The organism is Hydrogenophaga sp. PBL-H3, from assembly GCF_010104355.1.
GTDB lineage: Bacteria > Pseudomonadota > Gammaproteobacteria > Burkholderiales > Burkholderiaceae_C > Hydrogenophaga.
Genome location: NZ_CP044972.1, coordinates 3,426,881 through 3,450,490, shown reverse-complemented (window position 1 = coordinate 3,450,490; position 23,610 = coordinate 3,426,881). Strand labels below are relative to the sequence as shown.

The window sequence follows — 23,610 nt, the reverse complement described above, 5'->3', positions numbered from 1 at the left end:
TTCCGATCAGCGAGCCTCGAAGGGCAGCTGCATGTCCCGGAGATCCTTGCGGGTCTCGACCAGCACCAACGGACCATCGTCCAGCACCACCGCTGGCTTGGGCTCGCGCGGCACGTGCACCGGCTTGGGCTCGGCCGCGATCGCGGCTTGCACCTGGGCCACCTTGTCGGCGTTGGAGTTGACCCACTCCAGACCGCTGGCTTGGGCGACCTGTTGCATCTCGTCCATGGGCAGCGAGAAGCCGGCCACTTTGGGCAGACCGCGGGCGACCGGCGCTGCGGCCACCACGGGTGCAGCGGGCTTGGGTGCTGGTGCTCGCGGGGCTGGTGCCGGGGCGACCACAGGGGCTGCGGCCACTGGTTCCATCACGGGTGCTGCCGGCTGCATCTGCGGTGCTGCGATCGGTGCTGCCACCGGTGCGGGCGCGGCCACAGGAGTCTCGTCCACCACCGGTGCGGGCGCTGCCTCCACGGGCAGGCTGAAGTAGCTGCGCGTGGGGGCTTCGTCCACCGACTCGTGTGCGGGTACCGGGGTCGAGGCTGCCGCAAAGGCCACTTCGTTCGCGGGCATCTCGGCAGCGGGTGCTGCCTGACCTTCGCCGCCTTCAGGAGCGCCTTCGCGTGGGCCGCGCTCGCGGCGGTCACGGCCATAACGGTCACGGCTGCGGCGCTCGCGCGGGGCGCGCGGCGCGCCCTCGCTGCCGTCGGCCATCTCGCCTTCGCGGGGCGCGTCGGTGTTGTCGCCAGCTTCCAGCGCAGCCGTTGCAGCATCACCCTGGGCGATCGGGGCTTGGCCCTCAGCGCCTTCTGCCGGACGGCGGCGGCTCTCGCCACCGCGCCCACCACGACCACGGCGCTGGTTGTCACCGCCTTCGTTCGTTTCGCCTGGTGCAGCGACCGGCGTTCCGTTCACCAGTTCAGCGGGCGCTGCGCCGTCCACTGGTGCGGCGTCGCGGCGGTTGTCGCGGCGACCATCGCCCCGGCGACCCTCACCCCGTTGTTCACCGCGACCCTCACCGCGACCTTCAGCGCGGGGCTCACCACGCGCTTCGTTGCGGCCTTCGCCGCGCGGCTCACCGCGGCCTTCGCCCCGGCGACCCTCGCCCCGACCTTCAGAGCGGCCTTCCGGGCGTCCTTCCACACGGCCTTCGGCGCGCGGTTCACGGCCTTCCACCGGGCGGCCTTCGCGACCACCCTCACGGCCACCGCGGCCGCCTTCGCGGCCACCTTCTCGTTGCCCACGGCCTTCGGCGCCGCCACGTCCACCACGGTTGCGGCCGTCACGGCCACCTTCGCGACCGCCTTCACGCGGGCCACGGCCATCGGCGCGCTCTTCGCGAGTGCCGGGCTTGGCGGCCGGCGCGGCCACCACGGGCTTGGGCGCAGAGGCAGGGGCTTCACTGCCACCGAACAGGCTCTTGAGCCAGCCGAAGAAGCCCTTTTCAGCCGGAGCCGCCACGGGAGCGGCCACAGGGGCTATGGCAGCTTTGGCTGCCACGGGAGCAGCCACCTGCTGGGCCACCACCTCGGGGCGGGGTGCGGCCACAGGCGCAGGACCATCGGGCAACACCCCTTTGATCACCGGCTCTTGTTTGTTGGTGCGTTCCTGGCTGCGGCGGGTGAAGCCGGTGGCTTCGTCCGGCTCGTCGGCCAGTTTGTAGCTGGCATCCAGGTTGTCCAGGCGCGGGTCGTCGTGCTTCAGGCGCTCGAGCTTGTAGTTGGGCGTGTCCAGCGATTTGTTGGGCACCAGCAGCACGTTGATGCGCTGCTTGAGTTCGATCTTGGTGATCTCGGTGCGCTTCTCGTTGAGCAGGAAGCTGGCCACTTCGACCGGAACCTGCACCAGCACGGCGGCCGTGCTGTCTTTCAGCGACTCTTCCTGGATGATGCGCAGGATCTGAAGCGCCGACGATTCGGTGTCGCGGATGTGGCCAGAGCCACCGCAGCGCGGGCAGGGGATGGATGAACCTTCGTTCAGCGCGGGCTTGAGGCGCTGGCGGCTCATCTCCAGCAGGCCGAACTTGCTGATGGCGCCGAACTGCACGCGGGCGCGGTCCTGGCGCAGCGCGTCGCGCAGGCGGTTTTCCACGTCGCGGCGGTTCTTCGACTCGTCCATGTCGATGAAGTCGATCACGATCAGGCCGCCGAGGTCGCGCAGGCGCGCCTGGCGCGCCACTTCGTCAGCGGCTTCCAGGTTGGTGCGGGTTGCGGTCTCTTCGATGTCGCCGCCCTTGATGGAGCGGGCCGAGTTCACGTCCACCGCCACCAGCGCCTCGGTCTGGTCGATCACGATGGCGCCACCGCTGGGCAGCTGCACGGTGCGGCTGTAGGCGGTTTCGATCTGGTGTTCGATCTGGAAGCGCGAGAACAGCGGCGCGTCGTCGCGGTAGCGCTTCACGCGATGGCCGTGTTCGGGCATCACGTGGCTCATGAACTGGTGCGCTTGTTCAAAGATGTCGTCGGTGTCGATCAGGATCTCACCGATGTCGCCATTGAAGTAGTCGCGGATCGCGCGGATCACCAGGCTCGATTCCTGGTAGATCAGGTAGGCACCCTTGCCACCTTTGGCAGCGCCGTCGATGGCGTTCCACAGCTTGAGCAGGTAGTTCAGGTCCCACTGCAGCTCGGGCGCGTCGCGACCGATGCCGGCCGTGCGCGCGATGATGCTCATGCCGTTGGGGTATTCGAGCTGGTCCAGCGCCTGCTTGAGTTCCTGGCGGTCTTCGCCTTCGATGCGGCGGCTCACGCCGCCACCACGCGGGTTGTTGGGCATGAGCACCACATAGCGGCCGGCCAGGCTCACGAAGGTGGTGAGGGCCGCGCCCTTGTTGCCGCGTTCTTCCTTCTCGACCTGGACCAGCAGTTCCTGGCCTTCTCGGATCACGTCGTTGATGCGGGCCTGGTTGACCGGCACACCCGCGGCGAAGTACTGGCGCGAGATTTCCTTGAACGGCAGAAAGCCGTGGCGGTCCTCGCCGTAGTCCACGAAGCAAGCTTCCAGCGAAGGCTCGACGCGCGTGACAACGGCCTTGTAGATGTTGCCCTTGCGCTGTTCGCGCCCTTCGATTTCGATTTCGTAATCGAGCAGTTTTTGCCCGTCCACAATGGCCAGCCGGCGCTCTTCGGCCTGCGTGGCGTTGATCAGCATGCGTTTCATGATGCGATTTCCTTCGTTCAAACACACAAGGACGCCCGGGCTTGAGAGCCACAGGCGTCAACTCGCCGTGAACCAGCGGAAAAAGCGAACGGGGGAGGAATTGCCGGAGAGCCGTTGACCCGCAGTTCGGGGGAGGCGTTCAACACAGGCGGGCACCGAGGTGCCGCGTCGAACCGCCAGGTCAGGGCGTAGGCGCGTGGAGTTGGGTGAGCAGGGAAGGCTGGATGGCTGTCAATGACATGAATCTGGCCGGGTTATCTCTGTGTTCACTTTGTCCTCAACCAGCCCCACGTGGGAAGGCTGGTTGATTGGGGTATTCCGTAATCGGGTTCGCTGTTTTCATCAACCGGTTCGCCCGCGGCGTCGACCGCACCCTGACCGCACCAGAATTCCACGGGGAATGACTGCGGGTGCGATGGGAGGTGCCGGGTGCTGCGGGTGGCAACCATCTCACGTCGGTCCCCCGCTTTGTCGGGCCGGGAGGTCTGCGCCTTCAGTGCTTGCCGTAAACTCAAGGCAAATCAATCACTTACAGCACGTGACGAGAGTGACGCATTATAGACAGCCAACCGTCACCGTGGTGTCCTATTTCCCCCGGTTTCCCCTCGATTTCCCTTGCCTCACCCCCCAATCCCCCCAGCAGCAGCCGTGCGGCACCTCACGGTGGACGATGAGTCGGCCGGGCAGCGACTCGACAACTTCCTGATCCGCGAGCTCAAGGGCGTCCCCAAGACCCACATTTACCGGATCATCCGTTCGGGTGAAGTGCGCCGCAACAAAGGTCGGGTGAGCGCGGATGACCGCGTTCAATCGGGTGATGTGTTGCGTATTCCGCCGATTCGCCTGTCCCAGCAGGCTGAAGAAAAGCAACTCAATCCTGCGCCTGCGCGCCAATTCCCGGTGGTCTTCGAGGACGAGGCATTTCTCGCCATCGACAAACCCGCTGGCGTGGCAGTGCACGGTGGCAGTGGCGTGAGTTTTGGCGTGATCGAACAAATGCGGCAAGCGCGACCGGATGCCAAACTGCTCGAATTGGTGCATCGCCTCGACCGTGAAACCAGCGGCCTGTTGCTCATTGCCAAAAGGAAAAGTGCGCTCAAGGCCTTGCAGGATCAATTCCGTGAACGGGAAACCGGCAAGACCTATCTGGCCCTCGTCAAAGGGACTTGGCCGGCGCGGCTGAAGGTGCTGGATCAACCCTTGCACAAATACCTGCTGGCCGATGGCGAGCGGCGCGTCAGGGTGACGACCAAAGAAGACCCGGATGGCATGCACTCGGTGACCTTGGTGAAAGTGGCGGCTCGTGTGGCGGCGCCGACTGCATTGGCGGCACTGTTGCCCGATGGCCTGAGCCTGCTGGAAGTGACCATCAAGACCGGCCGCACCCACCAGATCCGGGTTCACCTGTCCCACGCCGGTTATCCGATTGCAGGCGACGACAAATACGGAGATTTTGAACTCAACCGTCAATTGGCGCGTGCAGGATTGAAGCGCATGTTTCTGCATGCGTGGCGCCTGCGATTGAGTCATCCGGTCACAGGTAATCCCTTGGAATTACATGCCGAGTTGCCTGACGAACTGCAGTCTTGGTCCGGCGGCAGATTGGCAAAAGAAGATTAGAATGCACCACTGCATCGGCAGCGTGTAATCGTGCATTCCAATCGAATACAACTTCTTTATAAGGACCCATCCAATGGCCAGCTATTCCGAACTCATGGCGCAAGCCCAAACCCTGATGGCACAGGCCGAGCAAGCGCGCAAAGACGAGCTCGCTTCCGTCATTGCCGATATCAAGGCCAAGATGAAGCAATTCGGCATCTCGGTGGCGGATCTGGGTGGCGCGGCCGGGGCCAAGAAGCCCGGCAAGTCCAAATCGGCATCTGCACCTAAGTACCGCGGCCCCAACGGTGAGCTCTGGGCGGGTGGCCCTGGCCGCAAACCCGAGTGGGTGCGCGCTGTGCTGGCGTCCGGCAAGAGTGTTGACGACTACCTGATCTGAGCCCGTCCAGACCCTTTTCAAAACCCGCTTCGGCGGGTTTTGTTATTTCCGGGCTTTGTCTGGGGCAGTCTCGCGGCTCGTTATCCTTGCGCGATGACCAAGATCCTTCTCGTGTGCATGGGCAACATCTGCCGCTCCCCGATGGCCGCCAGCGTGATGCACGCCGAGGTGGAGCGCAGGCAGCTGTCCGATCGGGTGTCGCTGGACTCGGCCGGCACCTACGGCGCACACCGGGGTGAAAAGGCCGATCGTCGCGCCATCACCCTGGCGCAGGCCCGCGGGTACAGCCAGATCGCCAAGGAGCGCTCGCGCAAGGTGAAGGACGCGGACTTCGAGCAGTTCGATCTCATCCTGGCCATGGACCGCGACAACCTGGCCAACCTGCGGCACGTGTGTCCGCCACAGCACCAGCACAAGTTGCACTTGTTTCTGGAGTACGCGGGCGTGCCGGGCTCGCTGGAGGTGCCCGACCCGTACTACGGCAACGCGGAGGGCTTCGAGGTTGTGCTGCGCTTGTGCGAAGAGGGCGCCGACGGGGTGCTCAACCGCCTTTTTGCCAGATGATCTTCTTGCCCGAGGCTTCCCAGCTTTCGTAGTGCCTGGCGTACAGGTCTTCGATGCGGTTGCGCTTGACCTTGAAGGTGGGCGTGATGATGTCGTTGTCCACGGTCCATGCGGTGGTGACCACCACGATGCACTGCAGCTGCTCGTGTGGATCGAGCGTGGCGTTGATGGACTTGAGGTGGGCGGTCAGTGACGCTTCGAGTTCGCTGCGCGCGCCGGCATCGGCCACCTTGGCGACTGCATCCGAGTTGAGCATCACGATGCCCAGCGGCTGGCCGAGGTTGGCGCCAGTGACCACGCAGGCCTCCACGGCTTCGTGCATCACCAGCTTGTCCTCGATGGGTGCGGGCGCCACGTACTTGCCCTTGCCGGTCTTGAACAGATCCTTCACGCGCCCGGTGATGCGCAGCAGGCCCTGTTTGTCGATCGAGCCTTTGTCGCCAGTCTTGAGCCAGCCGTCGTCGGTGAAGGCCTCGCGGCTCTTCTCGGGCTCCTTGTAGTAGCCCAGCATCATGGCGGAGTTGCGCATCTGCACTTCGCCGGTTTCGGGATCGAGGCGGTGTTGCACGCCCTCGTAGGCGGGTCCCACCGTGCCCTGCTGGTTCTTGCCCGGCTCGGTGAGATGGGAGAGCGCGAGGTTCTCCGTCATGCCGTAGCCTTCGTTGATGTTGAGCCCCAGCTTGCTGTACCACTGCAGCAGCGCGATGGGCATGGGTGCGGCGCCACCGGCGGCGAACTTGCACTGGTCCAGGCCCAGGGCCTTCACCACCTTCTTGCGCACGATGCCGCCGAGGATGGGAATGCCGAGCAGGCGGTTGAGTTTGGCGGGCGGCATCTTGTGGTGGATGCCCTGCTGGAACTTGACCCACAGGCGCGGCACCGAGAAAAAGATGGTGGGGCGTGCGCGCTGCAGGTCGGCGGCGAAGGTGTCGAGCGAATCGGCGAAGAACACATGCATGCCCGTGCGCAGCCAGCCGTGCTCGACCAGCATGCGCTCGACCACGTGGGCCAGTGGCAGGTACGACAGCATGCGGTCGTTGCCTGACATGGGGATGCGCTTGAGACCCGAGTCAAGCGCCCAGGCGAAGTTGGCGAAGGTGTGCATCACGCCCTTGGGCATGCCGGTGGTGCCCGAGGTGTAGATGAGGGTGGCGAGTTCCTCGCCATCGCGCAGCGGCTCGCCTGCCATGGGCTTGTTGCGCTTGCAGATCGCGTCCCAGCCGTCGCAGTTTTTCACCACGTCGGGGGGCGAGAGTGCGTAACTCATGCAGGGCAGGTCGGTCGGAACGCCGGGTTTCATGCCTTCCCAGCCGTCGAGTTTGCCCACGAAGATGGCCTTGGCTTCGCTGTGAGTCAGGATCTGGCGGATGGTCTCGGGCGCCAGCGTGGGGTACAGCGGCACCGACACGTAGCCCGCCATCCAGATGGCCAGGTCGCTCATCATCCACCAGGCGCAATTCTTCGAGAGGATCGCCACCTTGGAGCCCGGCTCCCAGCCGTGCGACTGCAGGTGCGTGGCCATGCGGCGAACCTCGTCAGCCACTTGTGCCCAGGTGAAATCCAGCACGACCCCGTTGCCCATGGGTTGCGTGAGAGCCACGCGGGTGGGAGCGGTCTGTTCCCAGTGGTACAGGCGTTGAAGGGCCAGCAACTCAGGCGCAATTCGGCTCATGTGGTTTGTCTCCTTTGTTTGTGTTGCGCATGAATCTACCAAGGCTGCCGCCTTGTGTTTAGAGAGTTTCACCTGCAAGTGAATGCGCGTCTCAAGCGGCGAAGTGCACCGACAGGCTCGGCAGTGGTGAAGTGAAGCGAGCCGACCAATGCTCGCCGGGCGCAACAGGCCAGGCATCTGTCCAGGTGCCGGTGGTGATCACGTCGCCGGCCTGCAGGTCCGGTGCACCTGGGCAGGCGCGCAAGGTCTGAGTGAAGTGCTGGAGTGCTCTCAGCGGGCTGTCCAGCACGTTCGAGCCCTGGCCTTCTTCGACGGCCCGCGCGTGCTTCAGCAAGCTCACCCGCGCCTGGGCCAGCAGGGTGTCGAGCGTTGCGGCGCTGCGGGCCAGTTCGCGCACCGGCGTGCGGCGGCCCACCAGCAGGCGCGCGTGCAGCGCGCCATCGGCCACGGTGTCGGGCGGCACAAACTTCCAGTCGGGCAGGTGCGACTGCACCACCTCGAAGCCCGGCGCCACCCAGTCGATGGCCGCAAAAAGATCATCGAGCGTGGCGTCGGGTGCGGGCGTGGCCTTCAGGCCAAACACCACCTCGGGCTCCAGCCGCGGCTGGCAGGTGTGGGCCAGCGACACGCTGCCCTCGCCCTCGCACAGGGTGAGCGTGCTGTCCCACACGCTGCCCCAGATGGGTGCGAACACGTTGTAGCGTGGCCAGATCGAGCGGTTGGTGAAACCGACCTTGTAGCCGCGCGGTTGTTCGCCGCGCGCGATGCGCAAGCGCCGCACCGCCAGCGCCTGCGCGTAGGCGTCGTCGAGCGAGAGACCGGAGGGTGCCGGCCAGAGGAGGCCTTGGTCGAGGTGGTCAAGCAGGGTGTTTGGGGTCATGGCGCCATCATATTCACGCGCTTGTTTGAACCCGTCCGAACAGGCGGTGCACCTGCGCGCGTATCCACTGGTGGGCCGGGTCCTTGGCGGTGCTGGCGTGCCAGACCAGGCGCACGTCGTAGCTGGGCGCGGCCGTGCGCGGCAGTTCCCACACGCGCATGTCCAGGCGCTGGCCCACGTTGGCCGCGTACATCTGCGGCACGATGGTGAGCAGGTCGGTGTTGAGCGCCAGCTCGGGCAGCGCGCCAAAGTGGCGCGCGCGGATCACCACGCGGTCGCTGAGCTTGGCGCGCACCAGCATCTGCTCCACGCTGCCGTGAAAGGTGGCGGTGGGTGCCGCCACGACCAGTGACGACTCCGCCAGCTGTCGCGCACTCAGTGTGCGCCCGGCCTTGCCGCTGGCGGGGCGCCAGCGCGGCGAGGTCATGGCCACGTAGTGCTCGCGAAACAGCAGCTCGGCGCGCACGCCACGGTTGCGCGGTTGCAGGATGCCGATGGCGAAATCGATCTCGCGCGATTCCAGCGCCGCGGGCACGTCATCGGCGGCCACCGAGATGTTGGTCAGGTGGGCCTGCGGCGCCTGCTGGCGCAAGGCCGCGGCCAGGGGCGGCAGAAACATCATCTCGCCCAGATCGGACAGCGAGAGTCGCCAGCGCATGTCGCTTCGCGCGGGGTCGAACTCGTCGCGCACCGTGACCGCGGTCTCCAGCAACTGCAGCTGCGTCTGCACCTCGGGCGCCAGGCGCTCGCACAGGCGCGTGGGTTGCAGGCCGCCCGGCGAGCGCACGAACAGATCGTCCTGAAAGTAGTCGCGCAGCCGGGCCAGCGCGTTGCTGGTGGCGGGCTGCGAGAGCGCAAGCGCCTTGCCGGCGGCCGTCACCGAACCGGTGCGGTGGATCGCGGCGAGCACGCGCAGGAGGTTGAGATCGAGTTGCCGAAAGTTCATCTGATGGCCTCTAAGGGTTGTCCCGAATTATCCATCTCGTGAATGCACCACATCAGATCAATCCATTGGCCAGATGAGGCGGCAGGTCCTAGATTGCGGGTCACAACACCAGGAGACACGCGGTTGGAACGTTCATTTCACAGCGAGATTGAAGCGCTGAAACTCGGCCAGGGCGAGACCTTCCAGGGTGAGGGCATCCTCGCCGTGACCAAGGCGCTGCTGCAGTCGGGCGTGACCTACGTGGGCGGTTACCAGGGCTCGCCGATCTCGCACCTGCTCGACGTGATGGTGCAGGCCAAGCCCTACATGGACGAGCTCGGTGTGCACGTGGAAGCCTGCACCAACGAGAGCTCGGCAGCCGCCATGCTGGCCGCGTCCATCATGTACCCGGTGCGGGGCGCGGTGACCTGGAAGTCGGTGGTGGGCACCAACGTGGCGTCGGACGCCTTGTCGAACCTGGCCTCGCCCGGCGTGATGGGCGGCGCGGTGATCGTGGTGGGCGAAGACTACGGCGAAGGTGCGAGCGTGATCCAGGAACGCACGCACGCGTTCGCCATGAAGTCGGCGCTGTGGCTCATGGACCCGCGGCCCAACCTGCCCACCATCGTGCGCATGACGGAGAAAGCCTTCGAGCTGTCCGAAGCTTCGAACACGCCGGTGATGATCGAGCTGCGCATCCGCGCCTGCCATGTGCAGGGCAGTTTTGTGGCCAGCGACAACATCGCGCCCGCCATCTCCAGCCGGCACCTGCAGCAGGAAGCCGCCAGCTTCAACTACGACCGCCTCTCGCACCCGCCCGCGACCTTCCGCCACGAGAAGCTGAAGTACGAAGTGCGCATGCCCGCAGCGCGCAAGTTCATCGAAGAGGCCGGACTGAACGAACACTTCGATGGTCGACACGCCGAAGTCGGGCTGATCGTGCAGGGCGGTCTGTACAACACCACCATCCGCGCGCTGCAGCAAGCCGGCCTGGCCAATGCCACCGGCGACACCGACATTCCCATGCTGGTGCTCAACGTGGTGTACCCGTTGGTGCCGGGGCAGATCGCGGCATTCTGCGCCGGCAAGCGCGCGGTGCTGGTGATCGAAGAAGGCCAGCCCGAGTTCATCGAACAGGACATCGCCACGTTGCTGCGCCGCGCCGACCTGCAGACCCGCCTGCACGGCAAGGACCTGCTGCCCATGGGCGGCGAGTACACGGCCGAAATCCTGCTCAAAGGCCTCACCGCTTTCGCGTCCGAGCACCTGCCCGCGCTGGACACGTCGGTGGCTCGGCAGTTCAGCGCCGACCTGGTCGAAACCCGCTCCCGCGCCCTCGCCGACCTCGGTGGCGGCGTGCCCGCCCGCCCGCCCAACTTCTGCACCGGCTGCCCCGAGCGCCCTGTGTTTGCCGCGCTCAAGCTGGTCGAGCGCGAGGTGGGCAAGTTGCACATCTCCACCGACATTGGTTGTCATTCCTTTGCAACCTTCGAGCCGTTTTCCTTCGGCAACTCCATCCTCGGCTATGGCATGAGCATGGCGTCCAGCGCAGCGGTGAAGAACTTCTCGGCCAAACGACCCATTGCCATCATGGGCGACGGCGGTTTCTGGCACAACGGCCTGCTCTCGGGCGTGAGCTCGACCCTGCTCAACCAGGGCGACGGTGTGCTGGTGATCATGAAGAACGGCTACACCTCGGCCACCGGCACGCAAGAGACCATGTCCACGCCCGCGTCGGACGCGCGCTTGCTGGCCGAGGGGGCGAGCGCCACCGTCAACGAACTCACCATCGAGAACACGCTCAAGGGCATGGGCGTGAAGTGGATCAAGACCGTGCACAACTACCGCGTGTCGCAGGTGCGCGATCTGCTCAAGGACGCGGTCAACTCGCCGTTCTTGGGTCTGAAGGTCGTGATCGCCGAAGGCGAATGCCAGCTGGAGCGCCAGCGCCGCCTCAAACCCATCCGCGCACGCCGCCTGAAAGAAGGCCGGCGCAGCGTGCGCACGCGTTACGGCGTGGACGAAGACACCTGCACCGGCGACCACTCCTGCATCCGCCTCTCGGGCTGTCCCACGCTCACCGTCAAGGAATCGGCGGACCCGCTGCGGCGTGAGCCCGTGGCCCACGTCACCAACGGCTGCGTGGGCTGCGGCCTGTGCGGCGAGGTGGCCGATGCCGCCGTGCTGTGCCCGTCGTTCCACAAGGTCGAGATCGTCACGCACCCGAGCTGGTGGGACCGCACCACCGACCGCCTCAACCGCTTTTTCATCGGCCTGCTGCAGCCGGCCTGATCTATGAACGCTTCCACAAACTCTTACGGCATTCTGGTCGCGGCCCTCGGCGGTGAGGGCGGCGGCGTGCTGGCCGACTGGCTGGTGCAGTGCGCGCTGCGCCACGGCCTGCCGGTGCAGGCCACCTCGGTGCCCGGCGTGGCGCAACGCACAGGGGCCACCAGTTACTACATCGAGCTGCTGCGCGAGCCGCAGCCCGGACAAGCGCTACCCGTGTTCGGCCTGACGCCGGTGCCGGGTTGTGTGGACGTGGTGGTGGCCAGCGAACTGCTGGAGGCCGCGCGCATGGTCGAGCGGGGTTTTGTGACCTCTCGCACCACCTTGTTGTCGTCCACCCACCGCGCCTACACCACGCTGGAGAAGATGCACATGGCCGATGGCCGCCAGGACCCGCAGCGCCTGCTGGGTGCGGCGCGTGCCATGGCTCGGCACACCGTGTTGTTCGACATGGAGGCCACCACCGTTCAGGCCGGTACCGTGGTGTCGGCCGTGATGTTCGGCGCGCTGGCCGGTGCCGGTGTGCTGCCCTGGCCGCGCAGCGTGTGCGAAGACGTGATCCGTGCATCGGGCAAGGGCGTGCAAGCCAGCCTGGACGGGTTTGCCGCCGCGTTCGACGAAGCGCGCCAGCCGTCGAAGCCCGAACCCTCGGTGTCGCGCGACGCACTGCAGGTGCTGGCCGACGCCGACCTGCCGCCCGCCCTGCAAGGCGACTGGACAGCGCGCCTGCAGGCCTGGCCAGCCCCGGTGCAACTGCTCGCCGCACACGGCGCCTTGCGCTGCCGCGACTACCAGAACGAGGCCTACGCCGACGCCTTTTTCAACCATGTGCAGGGCCTGGTGGCCGCGTCCACACCCGCATCGGACGCAGCGCTGAACGAGGCGGTGCGCCACCTCGCGCTCTGGATGGGTTTTGAAGACGTGATCCGCGTGGCCGATCTCAAGACGCGGCGCAGCCGCTACGCGCGCGTGGCCAGCGAGGCGCAGGCGCGCCCTGGCGACATCGTGCGCGTGACCGAGCACTTCAAGCCCGGCATCGACGAGGTGGCTGCGGTGTTGCCGCGCGCACTCGGCGAGCGCCTGGTCGCGCTGGCAACAAAGCGCGGCTGGATGGGCAAGGCCCATGTGGGCCTGCACATCCGCTCCACCAGCCTGTGGGGCTTTTTGATGCTGCGCGGCCTGGCGTGGCTGCGCCCGCTGCGCCCACGTTCGCTGCGCTACGCCCAGGAGCACGAAACGCTGGCCGTCTGGCTGGGCGCCATGCGCCAGGTGTTGCCGCAGGCGCCCGCGCTTGCGTTGGTGCTCAGCGGGCTGCCGCAGGTGCTCAAAGGGTATGGCGACACACAGGCCCGCGGCCGACTCAACTACGCGCGGCTGTGGTCCGAACACGTGGTGCCGGCGCTCACTGGTGCGGTGGACGCCGACACCGCTGCGAACCGGCTGCGCGCTGCGCTCCAGGCCACGCTGGCCGACCCCGAAGGAAAACTCAACACGGCGCACCGGCCACAGGCCGCTGCCCAACCCATCTTCTGGGCCGCCCGGCCCACGAAGGACGCACCAACGACCACGGGCGCCTGAAGCCCGGACAGCGTCTTGATCTCTCGACATCCGCCACAACAGGAGACACACCATGAAGACCCGATCCCACGCCACCCTTCGCGCCGTTGCCGCCGCCACCCTGCTGCTTGCCGCGCTGGGCGCGCAAGCGCAAGACAAGCCGGTCGAGATGAAGTTCGCCCACTGGCTGCCGGCCATGCACCCGCTGGCCAAGCTGGGCTTCGAGCCGTGGGCCAAGTCGGTGGAGGCGGCGTCCAAGGGTTCGATCAAGGTGGCGCTGTTCCCCGCGCAGCAACTGGGCAAGGCTGCCGACCACTACGACATGGCGCGCGACGGCATCGCCGAGATGACCTGGGTCAACCCCGGTTACCAAGCCGGTCGTTTCCCGCTGGTGGCGGCCGGTGAACTGCCGTTCCTGATTGCCAAACCCGGCCCCGGTTCGGCCGCGCTGGACGCCTGGTACCGCAAGCACGCCGCCACCGAAATGAAGGACGTGAAGTTTTGCTTCGCACACGTGCACGTGGGCACCTTCCACGCCAAGAAGCCGATCACCGAACCCGGTCAGCTCAAGGGCATGAAGATCCGCTCGGCCAACGGCACGGTGGCTCAGACCATGACGCTGCTGGGCGCGACCAACGTGCAGGTGTCCGCGCCCGAGTCGCGCGATGCGCTCGACAAGGGCCTGGCCGATGCCATCACGTTCCCGTGGAACTCCATCATTTCCTTCGGCATTGACAAGGCGGTGAAGTACCACAGCGACATGCGCCTGTACACGTCCGACTTCGTGTGGGTGATGAACAAGCCCTGGTACGACAAGCTCGCCGCGGGCCAGAAGAAGGTGATCGACGACCACTGCAACAACGAGTGGGCGGGCAAGGTCGGCGCGGCCTGGGGCGACGAGGAAGACGCGGGCCAGGGCAAGCTGGAGAAGACGGCCGGCCACACCATCGTGCCGATCACACCGGCCCAGCTCGACGTCTGGAAGAAAGCGGTGGAGCCGGTCTACACCCAGTGGGTCAAGTCCGCCGATGGCGTGGGCGTGCAGGGTCAGGCCGCGCTGGACGACCTGCGCAAGGAACTGGCGGCGCGCAAGGCCTCCAACTGATGAAACGCGTGTTCTCGGCCATCGAGACGATGGCCGCACTCTCGCTGCTGCTGATCGCGGTGCTGACCGCGGGCAACGTGCTGCTGCGCTACGCCTTCAGCATGCAGATCCCCGACTGGTTCGACGGATCCCAGATGCTGCAGGGCATCGCGATGTTCTGGGGCATCGCGCTGGCCACCTACTACGGCACGCACATCTGTGTGGACCTGCTGTGGGAGAGCCTCAAGCCTGCCGGCCAACGCTGTGTGGACATGATCGCCACCGCCGTGACCACGGCCTTCCTGATGCCCATGGCCTGGATGGTCTGGGTCAAGGTGGGCGGCACTGGAAGCCAGGGCACCATGGACCTGCGGCTGCCGCTGCAATGGTTTTATGCCGTGGCGGCTGTGGGTGCCAGCGTGGCGGCGCTGCTGGCGCTGGTGCGGCTGGTGCATTTGTGGCAAGGCCGTGCGGCCAGCGCCGACGAAGGCAGCGACGAACTCAACGGAGCCGCTCATGGATCGTGATCTGGTGGCCCTCCTGGGCTTCGTGGCCATGTTCGGCCTCATGGCGCTGCGCGTGCCCATCGGTGTGGCCATGGGCATCGCCGGTGTGGGCGGTTTTGCCGCGCTCACCGGGCTGCAGCCCGGGCTCAACCTGCTGGCCAACGTGCCGCTGTCGGTGCTCACCGATTACAACCTCAGCGTCATCCCGATGTTCATCCTGATGGGGGCGTTTGCCTCGCAGTCGGGCATGAGCACCGAGCTGTTTGCGGCGGGTCGGGCCTGGCTCGGACACCGCCGTGGCGGTCTGGCGCTGGCGTCCATTGCGGCCTGCGGTGGCTTCTCGGCCATCAACGGCTCGTCGGTGGCCACGGCCGCCACCATGACGCAGGTGGCCTTGCCCGAGATGCGCCGCGCTGGCTACAGCCCGGGCTTCTCGGCCGGGCTGATCGCTGCGGGCGGCACCCTGGGCATCATGATCCCGCCCTCGGTGATCATGGTGCTCTACGGCATCATGACCGAGACCGACATCACCAAGCTGTTCGCCGCCGGCATCATTCCTGGATTCATGGCCATCGGCTTTTACTGCGTGGTGGTGGCGGTCGTGGCGCGTCTGCGGCCCGATGCCATGCCCCGCGGTGAGCGCCACAGCTGGGCCGAACGCTTTGCCTCGCTGCGCGCGTTGTGGGCGGTGGTGGTGCTGTTTGTGTTTGTGCTGGGCGGCATCTACGGCGGACTGTTCACCGTGCAGGAGGCTGCGGGTGTGGGCGCCATGGGCACGCTGGCCATCGGCATGCTGCGCCGTCGGCTGGGCTGGACGCAGATCAAGGCCGCGCTCATCGGTTCGCTGCGCGTGTCGTCGGCCATCATGCTGATCGTGGTGGGGGCGTACCTGTTTGGCTACTTCCTCACCATCACGCAGTTCACGCAGAACGCGGTGGAGTTCCTGGTGCACCTGCCGGTGGGGCCGTATGGTGTGCTCGCACTGATCATGGTGGGCTACCTGATCCTGGGCGCGGTGATGGACGAGCTGGCCATGATCCTGCTGACCGTGCCCATCGTGTTCCCAGCCATGATGCAGCTGGGCTTTGATCCGGTGTGGTTCGGCGTGATCGTGGTGATGGCGGTGACCTTCGGCATGATCTGCCCGCCCGTGGGCATGAACGTGTTCGTCATCAACTCGATTGCGCGCGACGTGCCGCTGGGTTCGATCTACAAGGGCACCATGCCCTTCATCGGCGTGGACGTGCTGCGTCTGTTGATCCTGTGCGCCTTCCCGTCCATCTCGCTCTGGTTGCCTGGCTTCGTGCAATAGCCTTGTGACCCGCAGCCGGTATGCTGCGGGTCATGACCTTTCACACGCTTGAAACCCTCGAACTCATCAGCGGGGGCAGCCCCTCAGCCGCGCCCGTGGCCAGCGTCGTCGTGTTGCACGGCCTGGGGGCCGACGGCAACGACTTCGTGCCGATCGTGCAGGAGCTTGATCTGGACGCCATCGGCCCGGTGCGCTTTGTGTTCCCCAGCGCACCGGTGCGCCCGGTGACCCTCAACGGCGGCTACGAGATGCGCGCCTGGTACGACATCCATCCGCCCGTTGGCCAGTCGCGGCGAGAAGACGAGGCCGGTCTGCGCGAGTCGTGCGCGCTGGTGCAGGGTCTGCTGGACCGCGAGGCCGCGCGTGGTGTGCCACCCTCACGCACCGTGCTCATGGGGTTTTCGCAAGGGTGTGCCATGACACTCATGGCTGGCCTGCGCGCGCCGCAGCGCCTCGCCGGTCTGGTGGGCCTGTCGGGCTACCTGCCGCTGGCTGCCCGTACCTTGGCCGAGCGATCCGAGGCCAACCGCGATGTGCCCATCTTCCTGGCGCACGGCACGCACGACCCGGTGGTGGTGGTCGAGCGCGGCGCCGAGTCGCGCGACGCGCTGCAAGCGCTGGGCCATGCGGTGGACTGGCACACCTACCCGATGGAGCATTCGGTGTGCGCGCAGGAGGTGGCCGACCTCAATGCCTGGCTGGTGCGCCTGCTGGCGAACTGAATGCTCGGCGCCGCCGGATTCTTCACACGCCGCTGGCGTGCCGAGGTGCCACAGCGCGTGCTGTTCTGGCGCGACCTGGTGGTGGTCGGCACGCTCATCAACCTGCTGGCCACAGGCCTGGCGCTGGCCTTGGTGGCATCGGGCGCCAACATCGCGCTGGCCGCTGGCGTGCACTTTTTGCCCCTGCCCTACAACCTGTTCCTGGTGGCGGCGGTGTGGCGACTGCCGGCCAGCGCGGCTCTGCGGTGGGTGTCGCTGGCGTGGCTGGCGCTCGTCACGCTGGTGTGAGCGCTGGCGCCGCGTCAAGCGTCCTGAAGTCCGGAAATGGGGGGCCAGGCGGTGCCTTATGGGCGCTTGACGCCACGGCGCGACCTCCAGAATCGAGACCCGTCAGTGCGGTGAACGTGTCGATCGAATGGGCGACTCCGCAGTCTTGAACTGGTCCAGTGGGGCATCCGCCAAACTGGCCGTACTCAAGTCTGACAAGTTGTTACCGATATGGATTCACATCCCCCGGGATGCCACCCTCAACCTGTCTTTACTGGAGTTGCCATGAAACTGAATCGCGCCCTGATGCTGGCCACGCTGGCCTTCTCTGCCTCCTTTGCCCACGCCAACGACCCCAAGGCCACCATCGCCGACCTGGATTCGCGCCTGACCAAGATCGGTGCACCGCGCGTGGAAGGCACCGACACCGTGGCCGGCAAGACCGTGCCCGCCCTGTTCTTTGGCGAGCGCAAGATCAACAACAACTTCGACGTGGTCGACGGCATCCGCAAGAGCCACCAGGCCACCGCCACCGTGTTCGTGAGGGAAGGCGACGAGTTCGTTCGCGTCAGCACCAACGTGCTCACGCCCGAAGGCAAGCGCGGCGTGGGCACCCAGCTCGCCCGCAATGCCGCCTACGACTCGGTGAGCAAAGGCCAGCAGTTCTGCGGCCCCATCGATGTCCTGGGCACCGCCTTTGACGCCTGCTACAACCCCATCAAGGACGCTGGCGGCAAGATCATCGGCGCCAGCTACATCGGTCACAAGAAGTGATGGCGGTGGCGCGATGAAAAAACTTCTCAATCCTTCTGGCTGGCTCCACCGACTCTCGGTGGGTCAGCAGCTCTTCGGCGCGTTTGCGTCCATTCTGGTGTTGACGGCGGTTCTCGGCGCCACTGCTCTGGTGGGTCTGAAGAGCGTGGATGGTGAAGCCATCGCGCTGTCCCAGAAGTGGCTCAAGGGCGTGGGCGCCCTGTCGGATGCGCGTGCGCTGGCGGTGGAATACCGCGAGTTCGAGATCAAGCACAGCCGCACCGAGGACGGCAGTTACCACGCCGAGTACGAAGACAAGATGAAAGAGGCCGGCAAGTCGCTGGAGGCCTTGTTCGCCGGCTACCAGGGACGCGTTTCAGGCGACGAGGAAACGGCGCTGACTGGCAAGCTCTCGACAGCCTGGGCTGCCTACCAGCAGGCCAACGAGAAGGTCATCAAGCTCGGTCGCGCCAAACAGCAGGTGGATGCTGCCGACATCGCCGACGGTCTCTCCAGCATGGCGTTCGATGAAGTGGTGTCTGCCCTCAACGGTTTGATCCAGTTCAACTACGACGGTGGCGAAGCCTCTGCACAGCATGTGACCACCGTGTACGACCAGGCGCGTTTTGCCGTCATGGGCTTGCTGGGCATGTCGCTGGTGATCGGCATTGGCCTGGCGCTGATGCTCACCCGCAACATGCTGCGCCAGCTGGGTGGTGAGCCGCGCACCGCGGTGACCATTGCCCGGGCTGTGGCCGAAGGCGACCTGACCACGCCGATCCATCTCCGCAAAGGCGACACCGACAGCCTGCTGGCCTGGCTGCTGGCCATGCAGCAAGGTCTGTCCAAGGCCGTGACCGATGTGCGCCGGAGTTCCGACTACGTCTCGCACGCCAGCGGCGAGATCGCCTCGGGCAACCAGGATCTCTCGGCCCGCACCGAGCAGCAGGCCAGCGAGCTGCAGCAGACAGCGGCCACCATGGAGCAACTGGGCACGACCGTGCGCCACAACGCCGACAACGCGCGCCAGGCCAGCCAGCTGGCCCAGAGCGCGTCCAGCGTGGCGGTGCAGGGCGGTGAGGTGGTGGGCCGAGTGGTGCAGACCATGAAGGGCATCAACGAGAGCAGCCGCAAGATCAGCGACATCATCGGTGTCATCGACGGTATCGCGTTCCAGACCAACATCCTGGCGCTCAACGCCGCGGTGGAAGCCGCGCGGGCGGGCGAGCAGGGCCGCGGTTTTGCGGTGGTGGCTGGCGAGGTGCGCAACCTGGCACAACGCAGCGCCGAAGCGGCCAAGGAAATCAAGGGCCTGATCGGCGCCAGCGTGGACCGCGTCGAACAGGGCTCCGCCCTGGTTGATCAGGCCGGCACCACCATGCAGGAAGTGGTGGCATCGATCCGCCGCGTGAGCGATATCGTGGGCGAGATCAGCGCAGCGAGTTCCGAGCAGAGCTCGGGTGTGGCGCAGGTGGGTCAGGCCATCACCCGCATGGACCAGGGCACGCAACAGAACGCGGCGCTGGTCGAAGAGAGCGCAGCGGCCGCCGACAGCCTCAAGCAACAGGCGCAGCAGCTCGTGGCATCGGTGGCGGTTTTCAAGACCGGGGTCGCGCGCGCCTGAGCTGTCGCGCCTGCTCCCCTCAGACAACCGCCTGCGCCAGCTCCCTGGCCAGGCGGTTGTGCTTTTCCAGCAGCGGTCCGAGGTCCACCGTGGTCAGCTGGCCCTGCCGCACCACCACCCGCCCGTTCACGACCGTGCATGCGGCCTGCGCGCTGGCGCACAAGAGCAGGCTGGCTACCGGGTCGTGCACCGCGCCGCCGGCAAAGCCCAGCGTGCGCAGATCAAAGAGCGCGAAGTCGGCGCACAGGCCGGGCGCGAGATACCCGACATCGCTGCGTCCCAACACCTGGGCGCCGCCGCGCGTGGCGATAAAGAGTGCGTCGCGCGCCGTCATTTCGGCCGGGCCCAGGTCGCAGCCGAAGAAGGTTTTGTCTGCGCGCACCTCGGGCGGCTGCATCGCGCGGCCCACGCGGGCCAGCAGCAGGGCCTGGCGGGCCTCGGCCACCATGTGCGCGCCGTCGTTGCTCGCGCTGCCGTCCACGCCCAGGCCCACGGGAACGCCGGCGTCCAGCAAGCGGCGCACCGGGGCGATGCCCGAGGCCAGGCGCATGTTGCTGCAGGGGCAGTGCGCCACGCCAGTGCGGCTGGCCGCGAACAGCGAGATGCCGTCGTCGTCGAGCTTGACGCAGTGCGCGTGCCACACGTCGTCACCCAGCCAGCCGAGGTCTTGCGCGTACTGCGCGGGCGTGCGGTTGAACCTGGCCAGGCTGTAGGCGATGTCGTGGTCGTTCTCGGCCAGGTGGGTGTGCAGGCGCACGCCTTGCCCTTTGAACGATCGCGCCAGCGCGGCGCTGTCCTTCATGAGTCCGGTACTCACCGAGAACGGCGAACACGGGGCCAGCGCGATCTGCAGCATGGCGCCATGGCGCGCGTCGTGCCAGGTCTCGATGAGCCGCTGGCTGTCTTTGAGGATGGCGTCTTCGCGCTCCACCACGCTGTCGGGTGGCAGACCGCCTTGCGATTGCCCCACGCTCATGCTGCCGCGCGTGGCCACAAAACGCATGCCGATGGCCTGCGCGGCTTCGATGCTGTCTTCCAGCCGAACGCCGTTGGGATAGAGGTAGAGGTGGTCGCTGGTGGTGGTGCAGCCGCTCAGGAGCAGCTCGGCCATGGCCACCTGGGTGGAGACCCGAACCATCTCGGGCGTGAGGCCGGTCCACACCGGGTAGAGCCCTTGCAGCCAGCCAAACAGCTCGGCGTTCTGCACGGCGGGTAGAGCCCGCGTGAGGCTTTGATACATGTGGTGGTGCGTGTTGACCAGACCCGGTACCACCAGATGGCCGCGCGCGTCGATGGTTTCGTCGGCTTCCTTCAGCGCGGGCGGCAGTTCGCTGGCCGGGCCGATCCATTCGATCAGGTGGTCGCGCACAAAGAGCGAGGCGTCCTTGAGTTCGCGCCCCTGCGCCGGGTCGGTGTGGTCGAAGGTGGCGATGCAGGTTGCGTTGTGGATCAGCAGGGTGGTCATGGTGTGTCGCGCAGCCAGTAGCCAGGCCGTGCGTAGATCTTCTTGAGGTGGTCGATGAAGAAGCGCACCTTGGCCGGCAGGTGGCGCTGCTGCGGGTACACCGCCAGGATGTCGTACTCGGGCAGGGCGAACTCGTCGAGCACGGTCACCAGTTCGCCACGCTGGAGCTGGAGCTGGATCTCCCAGGTGCTGCGCCAGCCCAGGCCCAGGCCTTCGCTCACCCAGCGGTGCAGCAGCTCGCCGTCGTTGCAGTCCAGGTTGCCCTCGGCGCGCACCGTCACGGTCTTGCCGTCCTGCAAGAAATACCAGCCGCGCTGCTGGCCACCCTGCAGGTTGAAGGCCAGGCAGTTGTGGGATTTCAGGTCTTCCAACGTCTTGGGCTTGCCATGCTTGCGGAAGTAGGCGGGCGTGCCGCAGACCACGCGCTGGTTGGTCGCGAGTTTGATGGCCACGAAGTTCGGGTCGATCACGTTGCCGATGCGCAGGGCCATGTCGTAACCATCGCGCACCAGGTCGACCACGCGGTCGGTGAGGTTGAACGAGATGCGGACCTGCGGATTCGCCTTGAGAAAGGCGCTGGCGTGCGGCGCCACATGCATCCGACCGAAAGCCGCAGGCGCCGACACCACCAGGTGGCCGCTGGCGCTGTGGTGCTGCGAGGAGACGGCGGCTTCGGCGCTGGCCCATTGCGCCAGCAGGCCGCGGCATTCGTCGAGAAAGGTGGCGCCTTGTTCGGTGAGCACCAGGCGGCGGGTGGAGCGGTGCATGAGCTGGGTGCCCAGGCGCTTTTCCAGCGCATCGATGCGCCGGCCCATCATCACCGGCGTGATGCCCGCGTGCAGCGCGGCCGAAGCGAGGCTGCCGTGCTCCATCACCTGCACGAAGGCTTCGATTTCCTTGTAGCGGTCCATGACCGCATGGTAGTCCTGAAATTCCGATTCCATACCTCAGGTACCGAATCAACGTACAGCCAGTGGCATTCTCAAAACCGGGTGTGCTCCCTAGCATCGGGCAGCGTTCAAAAACCAACCGGAGACAGACATGCCGAAGATGAAAGCCGCGATGGCCGCCGTGCTCGTGATGGAGAAGGAAGGGATCACCCAGGCCTTCGGTGTGCCCGGTGCCGCCATCAACCCGCTGTATGCCCAGCTGCGCGAGCGCCAGACCATTGCCCATGTGCTGGCGCGCCACGTGGAGGGTGCGTCGCACATGGCCGAGGGCTACACCCGGGCCAAGGCCGGCAACATCGGCGTGTGCATCGGCACCAGCGGGCCGGCCGGCACCGACATGATCACCGGTCTGTACTCGGCCATCGCCGACAGCATCCCGATCCTGTGCATCACCGGCCAGGCACCGCGTGCACGCATGTACAAGGAAGACTTCCAGGCGGTGGACATCGAAGCCATCAGCAAGCCGGTGACCAAGTGGAGCGTGACGGTGCGCGAGCCTGCGCTGGTGCCGCGCGCCTTCCAGCAGGCGTTTCACCTCATGCGCTCGGGCCGCCCGGGCCCGGTGCTGATCGATCTGCCGATCGACGTGCAGATGGCCGAGATCGAGTTCGACATCGACACCTACGAGCCGCTGCCCGTCTACAAACCCGCCGCCACACGCAAGCAGGTGGAGAAGGCGCTGGACATGCTGGCTGCTTCAGCCAAGCCGCTCATCGTGGCCGGTGGCGGCATCATCAACGCCGACGCGTCCGACCTGCTGGTGGAACTGGCCGAACTCACCGGCGTGCCGGTGATCCCCACCCTCATGGCCTGGGGCAGCATTCCCGACGATCACCCGCTCATGGCCGGCATGTGCGGCCTGCAGACCAGCCACCGCTACGGCAACGCCACGATGCTGGCCAGCGACTTCGTGCTGGGCATCGGCAACCGCTGGGCCAACCGCCATACCGGGTCGGTCGAGGTCTACACCCAGGGCCGCACGTTCGTGCATGTGGACATCGAACCCACGCAGATCGGCCGCGTGTTCAACCCCGACCTGGGCATCGTGTCGGACGCGAAGATCGCGCTCGAACTCTTCGTGCAGGTGGCGCGTGAGCGCCAGGCCGCCGGGCGGCTGAAGGACTACAGCACCTGGGCCGCACGCTGCGCCGAGCGAAAGAAGCTCATGCAGCGCAAGACGCACTTCGACAACGTGCCGATCAAACCGCAGCGTGTGTACGAAGAAATGAATGCCGCCTTCGGCCGCGACACGGTGTACGTGTCCACCATCGGCCTGAGCCAGATTGCCGGTGCGCAGTTCCTGCATGTGTACGGCCCACGCCAGTGGATCAACTGCGGCCAGGCGGGCCCGCTGGGCTGGACGATCCCCGCCGCGCTCGGCGTGGTGGCGGCCGACCCGACCAAGACCGTGGTCGGCCTCTCGGGCGACTACGACTTCCAGTTCCTGGTGGAAGAGCTGGCCGTGGGCGCGCAGTTCCGCCTGCCCTATGTGCAGGTGCTGGTGAACAACAGCTACCTGGGCCTGATCCGCCAGGCGCAGCGTGGTTTCGAGATGGACTATTGCGTGCAGCTCGCGTTCGACAACCAGAACGTGGACGACCCGGCGCTCAAGGGCTACGGCGTGGACCACCAGGCGGTGGTGGAAGGCCTGGGTTGCAAGTCGCTGCGTGTGACCGATCCGGCGAAGATCCAGGCCGCGCTGCGCAAAGCGCAGGTGATGGCGCGTCAACACAGCGTGCCGGTGGTCGTGGAGGTGATCCTGGAGAAGGTGACCAACATCGCCATGGGCACCGAGATCAACGCCATCAACGAGTTTGAAGACATCGAGTGCCTGCACCCCGAGGGCCGCGAAGGCCTCGTGGCTGCCGGACTGTTGGAATAACAA

At 66.3% G+C, this 23,610-nt stretch carries 19 protein-coding genes; 13 read left to right on the top strand and 6 right to left on the bottom strand.

Annotation, left to right across the window (positions count from 1 at the left end; all coding sequences use genetic code 11):
* Positions 1 to 6: 6 nt before the first annotated feature.
* Entirely contained in the window at positions 7 to 3,156 is a 3,150-nt protein-coding gene (locus F9Z44_RS16015; RefSeq protein ID WP_159607731.1) for an Rne/Rng family ribonuclease, read from the bottom strand.
* A 615-nt stretch (positions 3,157 to 3,771) separates the two neighbouring features.
* On the opposite strand from F9Z44_RS16015, the gene F9Z44_RS16010 reads away from it, so the two are divergent.
* From F9Z44_RS16010 to F9Z44_RS16000, 3 genes are all read left to right on the top strand, one after another.
* Entirely contained in the window at positions 3,772 to 4,776 is a 1,005-nt protein-coding gene (locus F9Z44_RS16010; protein WP_159607730.1) for an RluA family pseudouridine synthase, read from the top strand.
* Between the two features lie 73 nt (positions 4,777 to 4,849).
* Positions 4,850 to 5,155: an H-NS histone family protein gene (locus F9Z44_RS16005; RefSeq protein WP_159607729.1), complete on the top strand. Its 306-nt coding sequence runs from the start codon at positions 4,850 to 4,852 to the stop codon at positions 5,153 to 5,155.
* A 93-nt stretch (positions 5,156 to 5,248) separates the two neighbouring features.
* The gene (locus F9Z44_RS16000; protein ID WP_159607728.1) at positions 5,249 to 5,719 is read left to right on the top strand and encodes a low molecular weight protein-tyrosine-phosphatase; all 471 of its coding nucleotides are present in this window, start codon (positions 5,249 to 5,251) and stop codon (positions 5,717 to 5,719) included.
* On the opposite strand, the gene F9Z44_RS15995 is transcribed toward F9Z44_RS16000, so the two are convergent.
* The 3 genes from F9Z44_RS15995 to F9Z44_RS15985 form a co-directional block, all read right to left on the bottom strand.
* Entirely contained in the window at positions 5,697 to 7,391 is a 1,695-nt protein-coding gene (locus tag F9Z44_RS15995; protein ID WP_159607727.1) for an AMP-binding protein, read from the bottom strand. The genes F9Z44_RS16000 and F9Z44_RS15995 overlap by 23 nt on opposite strands.
* Before the next feature lie 91 nt (positions 7,392 to 7,482).
* On the bottom strand, positions 7,483 to 8,271 hold the full coding sequence (locus F9Z44_RS15990; protein WP_159607726.1) for a 2-keto-4-pentenoate hydratase: 789 nt from the start codon (positions 8,269 to 8,271) through the stop codon (positions 7,483 to 7,485).
* 13 nt (positions 8,272 to 8,284) lie between these two features.
* On the bottom strand, positions 8,285 to 9,217 hold the full coding sequence (locus F9Z44_RS15985; protein WP_159607725.1) for a LysR family transcriptional regulator: 933 nt from the start codon (positions 9,215 to 9,217) through the stop codon (positions 8,285 to 8,287).
* A gap of 123 nt (positions 9,218 to 9,340) precedes the next feature.
* Here F9Z44_RS15985 and F9Z44_RS15980 point away from each other — a divergent pair, with 123 nt between their 5' ends.
* From F9Z44_RS15980 to F9Z44_RS23175, 9 genes are all read left to right on the top strand, one after another.
* Entirely contained in the window at positions 9,341 to 11,488 is a 2,148-nt protein-coding gene (locus F9Z44_RS15980; protein ID WP_159607724.1) for a thiamine pyrophosphate-dependent enzyme, read from the top strand.
* Between the two features lie 3 nt (positions 11,489 to 11,491).
* Complete coding sequence (locus F9Z44_RS15975; RefSeq protein WP_159607723.1) at positions 11,492 to 13,063, top strand: indolepyruvate oxidoreductase subunit beta family protein; 1,572 nt, start codon at positions 11,492 to 11,494, stop codon at positions 13,061 to 13,063.
* A gap of 52 nt (positions 13,064 to 13,115) precedes the next feature.
* Entirely contained in the window at positions 13,116 to 14,147 is a 1,032-nt protein-coding gene (locus F9Z44_RS15970; RefSeq protein WP_159607722.1) for a TRAP transporter substrate-binding protein, read from the top strand.
* A complete protein-coding gene (locus F9Z44_RS15965) occupies positions 14,147 to 14,653 on the top strand; it encodes a TRAP transporter small permease (protein ID WP_159607721.1) in 507 nt (168 codons plus the stop codon). The genes F9Z44_RS15970 and F9Z44_RS15965 overlap by 1 nt, the downstream gene beginning before the upstream one ends.
* Positions 14,643 to 15,944, top strand: coding sequence for a TRAP transporter large permease (locus F9Z44_RS15960; protein WP_159607720.1), 1,302 nt, complete (start codon positions 14,643 to 14,645; stop codon positions 15,942 to 15,944). The genes F9Z44_RS15965 and F9Z44_RS15960 overlap by 11 nt, the downstream gene beginning before the upstream one ends.
* Before the next feature lie 32 nt (positions 15,945 to 15,976).
* Complete coding sequence (locus tag F9Z44_RS15955; protein ID WP_159607719.1) at positions 15,977 to 16,666, top strand: alpha/beta hydrolase; 690 nt, start codon at positions 15,977 to 15,979, stop codon at positions 16,664 to 16,666.
* Positions 16,667 to 16,954 carry a hypothetical protein gene (locus F9Z44_RS15950; RefSeq protein WP_159607718.1) on the top strand — a complete coding sequence of 96 codons (288 nt, stop codon included), beginning with the start codon at positions 16,667 to 16,669 and terminating at the stop codon, positions 16,952 to 16,954.
* A gap of 264 nt (positions 16,955 to 17,218) precedes the next feature.
* Positions 17,219 to 17,707 carry a Cache 3/Cache 2 fusion domain-containing protein gene (locus F9Z44_RS15945; protein WP_159607717.1) on the top strand — a complete coding sequence of 163 codons (489 nt, stop codon included), beginning with the start codon at positions 17,219 to 17,221 and terminating at the stop codon, positions 17,705 to 17,707.
* A gap of 13 nt (positions 17,708 to 17,720) precedes the next feature.
* A complete protein-coding gene (locus F9Z44_RS23175; RefSeq protein ID WP_159607716.1) occupies positions 17,721 to 19,310 on the top strand; it encodes a methyl-accepting chemotaxis protein in 1,590 nt (529 codons plus the stop codon).
* 19 nt (positions 19,311 to 19,329) lie between these two features.
* Here F9Z44_RS23175 and F9Z44_RS15935 read toward each other — a convergent pair whose 3' ends face one another.
* Both F9Z44_RS15935 and F9Z44_RS15930 read right to left on the bottom strand, forming a co-directional pair.
* Positions 19,330 to 20,775 (bottom strand): 8-oxoguanine deaminase, encoded by a 1,446-nt coding sequence (locus tag F9Z44_RS15935; RefSeq protein ID WP_159607715.1) that lies wholly within the window; start codon positions 20,773 to 20,775, stop codon positions 19,330 to 19,332.
* A complete protein-coding gene (locus tag F9Z44_RS15930; protein WP_159608766.1) occupies positions 20,772 to 21,686 on the bottom strand; it encodes a LysR family transcriptional regulator in 915 nt (304 codons plus the stop codon). The genes F9Z44_RS15935 and F9Z44_RS15930 overlap by 4 nt, the downstream gene beginning before the upstream one ends.
* Before the next feature lie 130 nt (positions 21,687 to 21,816).
* Between F9Z44_RS15930 and gcl the strand changes: the two genes are divergently transcribed.
* Positions 21,817 to 23,607, top strand: coding sequence for a glyoxylate carboligase (gene gcl, locus F9Z44_RS15925; RefSeq protein WP_159607714.1), 1,791 nt, complete (start codon positions 21,817 to 21,819; stop codon positions 23,605 to 23,607).
* Positions 23,608 to 23,610: the final 3 nt, after the last annotated feature.

Excerpts from the sequence above, each read along its gene's own strand:
- F9Z44_RS16015 (WP_159607731.1), bottom strand. The coding sequence starts at position 3,156 with ATGAAACGCATGCTGATCAACGCCACGCAGGCCGAAGAGCGCCGGCTG.
- F9Z44_RS16005 (WP_159607729.1), top strand. The coding sequence starts at position 4,850 with ATGGCCAGCTATTCCGAACTCATGGCGCAAGCCCAAACCCTGATGGCA.
- F9Z44_RS16000 (WP_159607728.1), top strand. The coding sequence starts at position 5,249 with ATGACCAAGATCCTTCTCGTGTGCATGGGCAACATCTGCCGCTCCCCG.
- F9Z44_RS15995 (WP_159607727.1), bottom strand. The coding sequence starts at position 7,391 with ATGAGCCGAATTGCGCCTGAGTTGCTGGCCCTTCAACGCCTGTACCAC.
- F9Z44_RS15990 (WP_159607726.1), bottom strand. The coding sequence starts at position 8,271 with ATGACCCCAAACACCCTGCTTGACCACCTCGACCAAGGCCTCCTCTGG.
- F9Z44_RS15985 (WP_159607725.1), bottom strand. The coding sequence starts at position 9,217 with ATGAACTTTCGGCAACTCGATCTCAACCTCCTGCGCGTGCTCGCCGCG.
- F9Z44_RS15975 (WP_159607723.1), top strand. The coding sequence starts at position 11,492 with ATGAACGCTTCCACAAACTCTTACGGCATTCTGGTCGCGGCCCTCGGC.
- F9Z44_RS15970 (WP_159607722.1), top strand. The coding sequence starts at position 13,116 with ATGAAGACCCGATCCCACGCCACCCTTCGCGCCGTTGCCGCCGCCACC.
- F9Z44_RS15965 (WP_159607721.1), top strand. The coding sequence starts at position 14,147 with ATGAAACGCGTGTTCTCGGCCATCGAGACGATGGCCGCACTCTCGCTG.
- F9Z44_RS15960 (WP_159607720.1), top strand. The coding sequence starts at position 14,643 with ATGGATCGTGATCTGGTGGCCCTCCTGGGCTTCGTGGCCATGTTCGGC.
- F9Z44_RS15955 (WP_159607719.1), top strand. The coding sequence starts at position 15,977 with ATGACCTTTCACACGCTTGAAACCCTCGAACTCATCAGCGGGGGCAGC.
- F9Z44_RS15950 (WP_159607718.1), top strand. The coding sequence starts at position 16,667 with ATGCTCGGCGCCGCCGGATTCTTCACACGCCGCTGGCGTGCCGAGGTG.
- F9Z44_RS15945 (WP_159607717.1), top strand. The coding sequence starts at position 17,219 with ATGAAACTGAATCGCGCCCTGATGCTGGCCACGCTGGCCTTCTCTGCC.
- F9Z44_RS23175 (WP_159607716.1), top strand. The coding sequence starts at position 17,721 with ATGAAAAAACTTCTCAATCCTTCTGGCTGGCTCCACCGACTCTCGGTG.
- F9Z44_RS15935 (WP_159607715.1), bottom strand. The coding sequence starts at position 20,775 with ATGACCACCCTGCTGATCCACAACGCAACCTGCATCGCCACCTTCGAC.
- F9Z44_RS15930 (WP_159608766.1), bottom strand. The coding sequence starts at position 21,686 with ATGGACCGCTACAAGGAAATCGAAGCCTTCGTGCAGGTGATGGAGCAC.
- gcl (WP_159607714.1), top strand. The coding sequence starts at position 21,817 with ATGCCGAAGATGAAAGCCGCGATGGCCGCCGTGCTCGTGATGGAGAAG.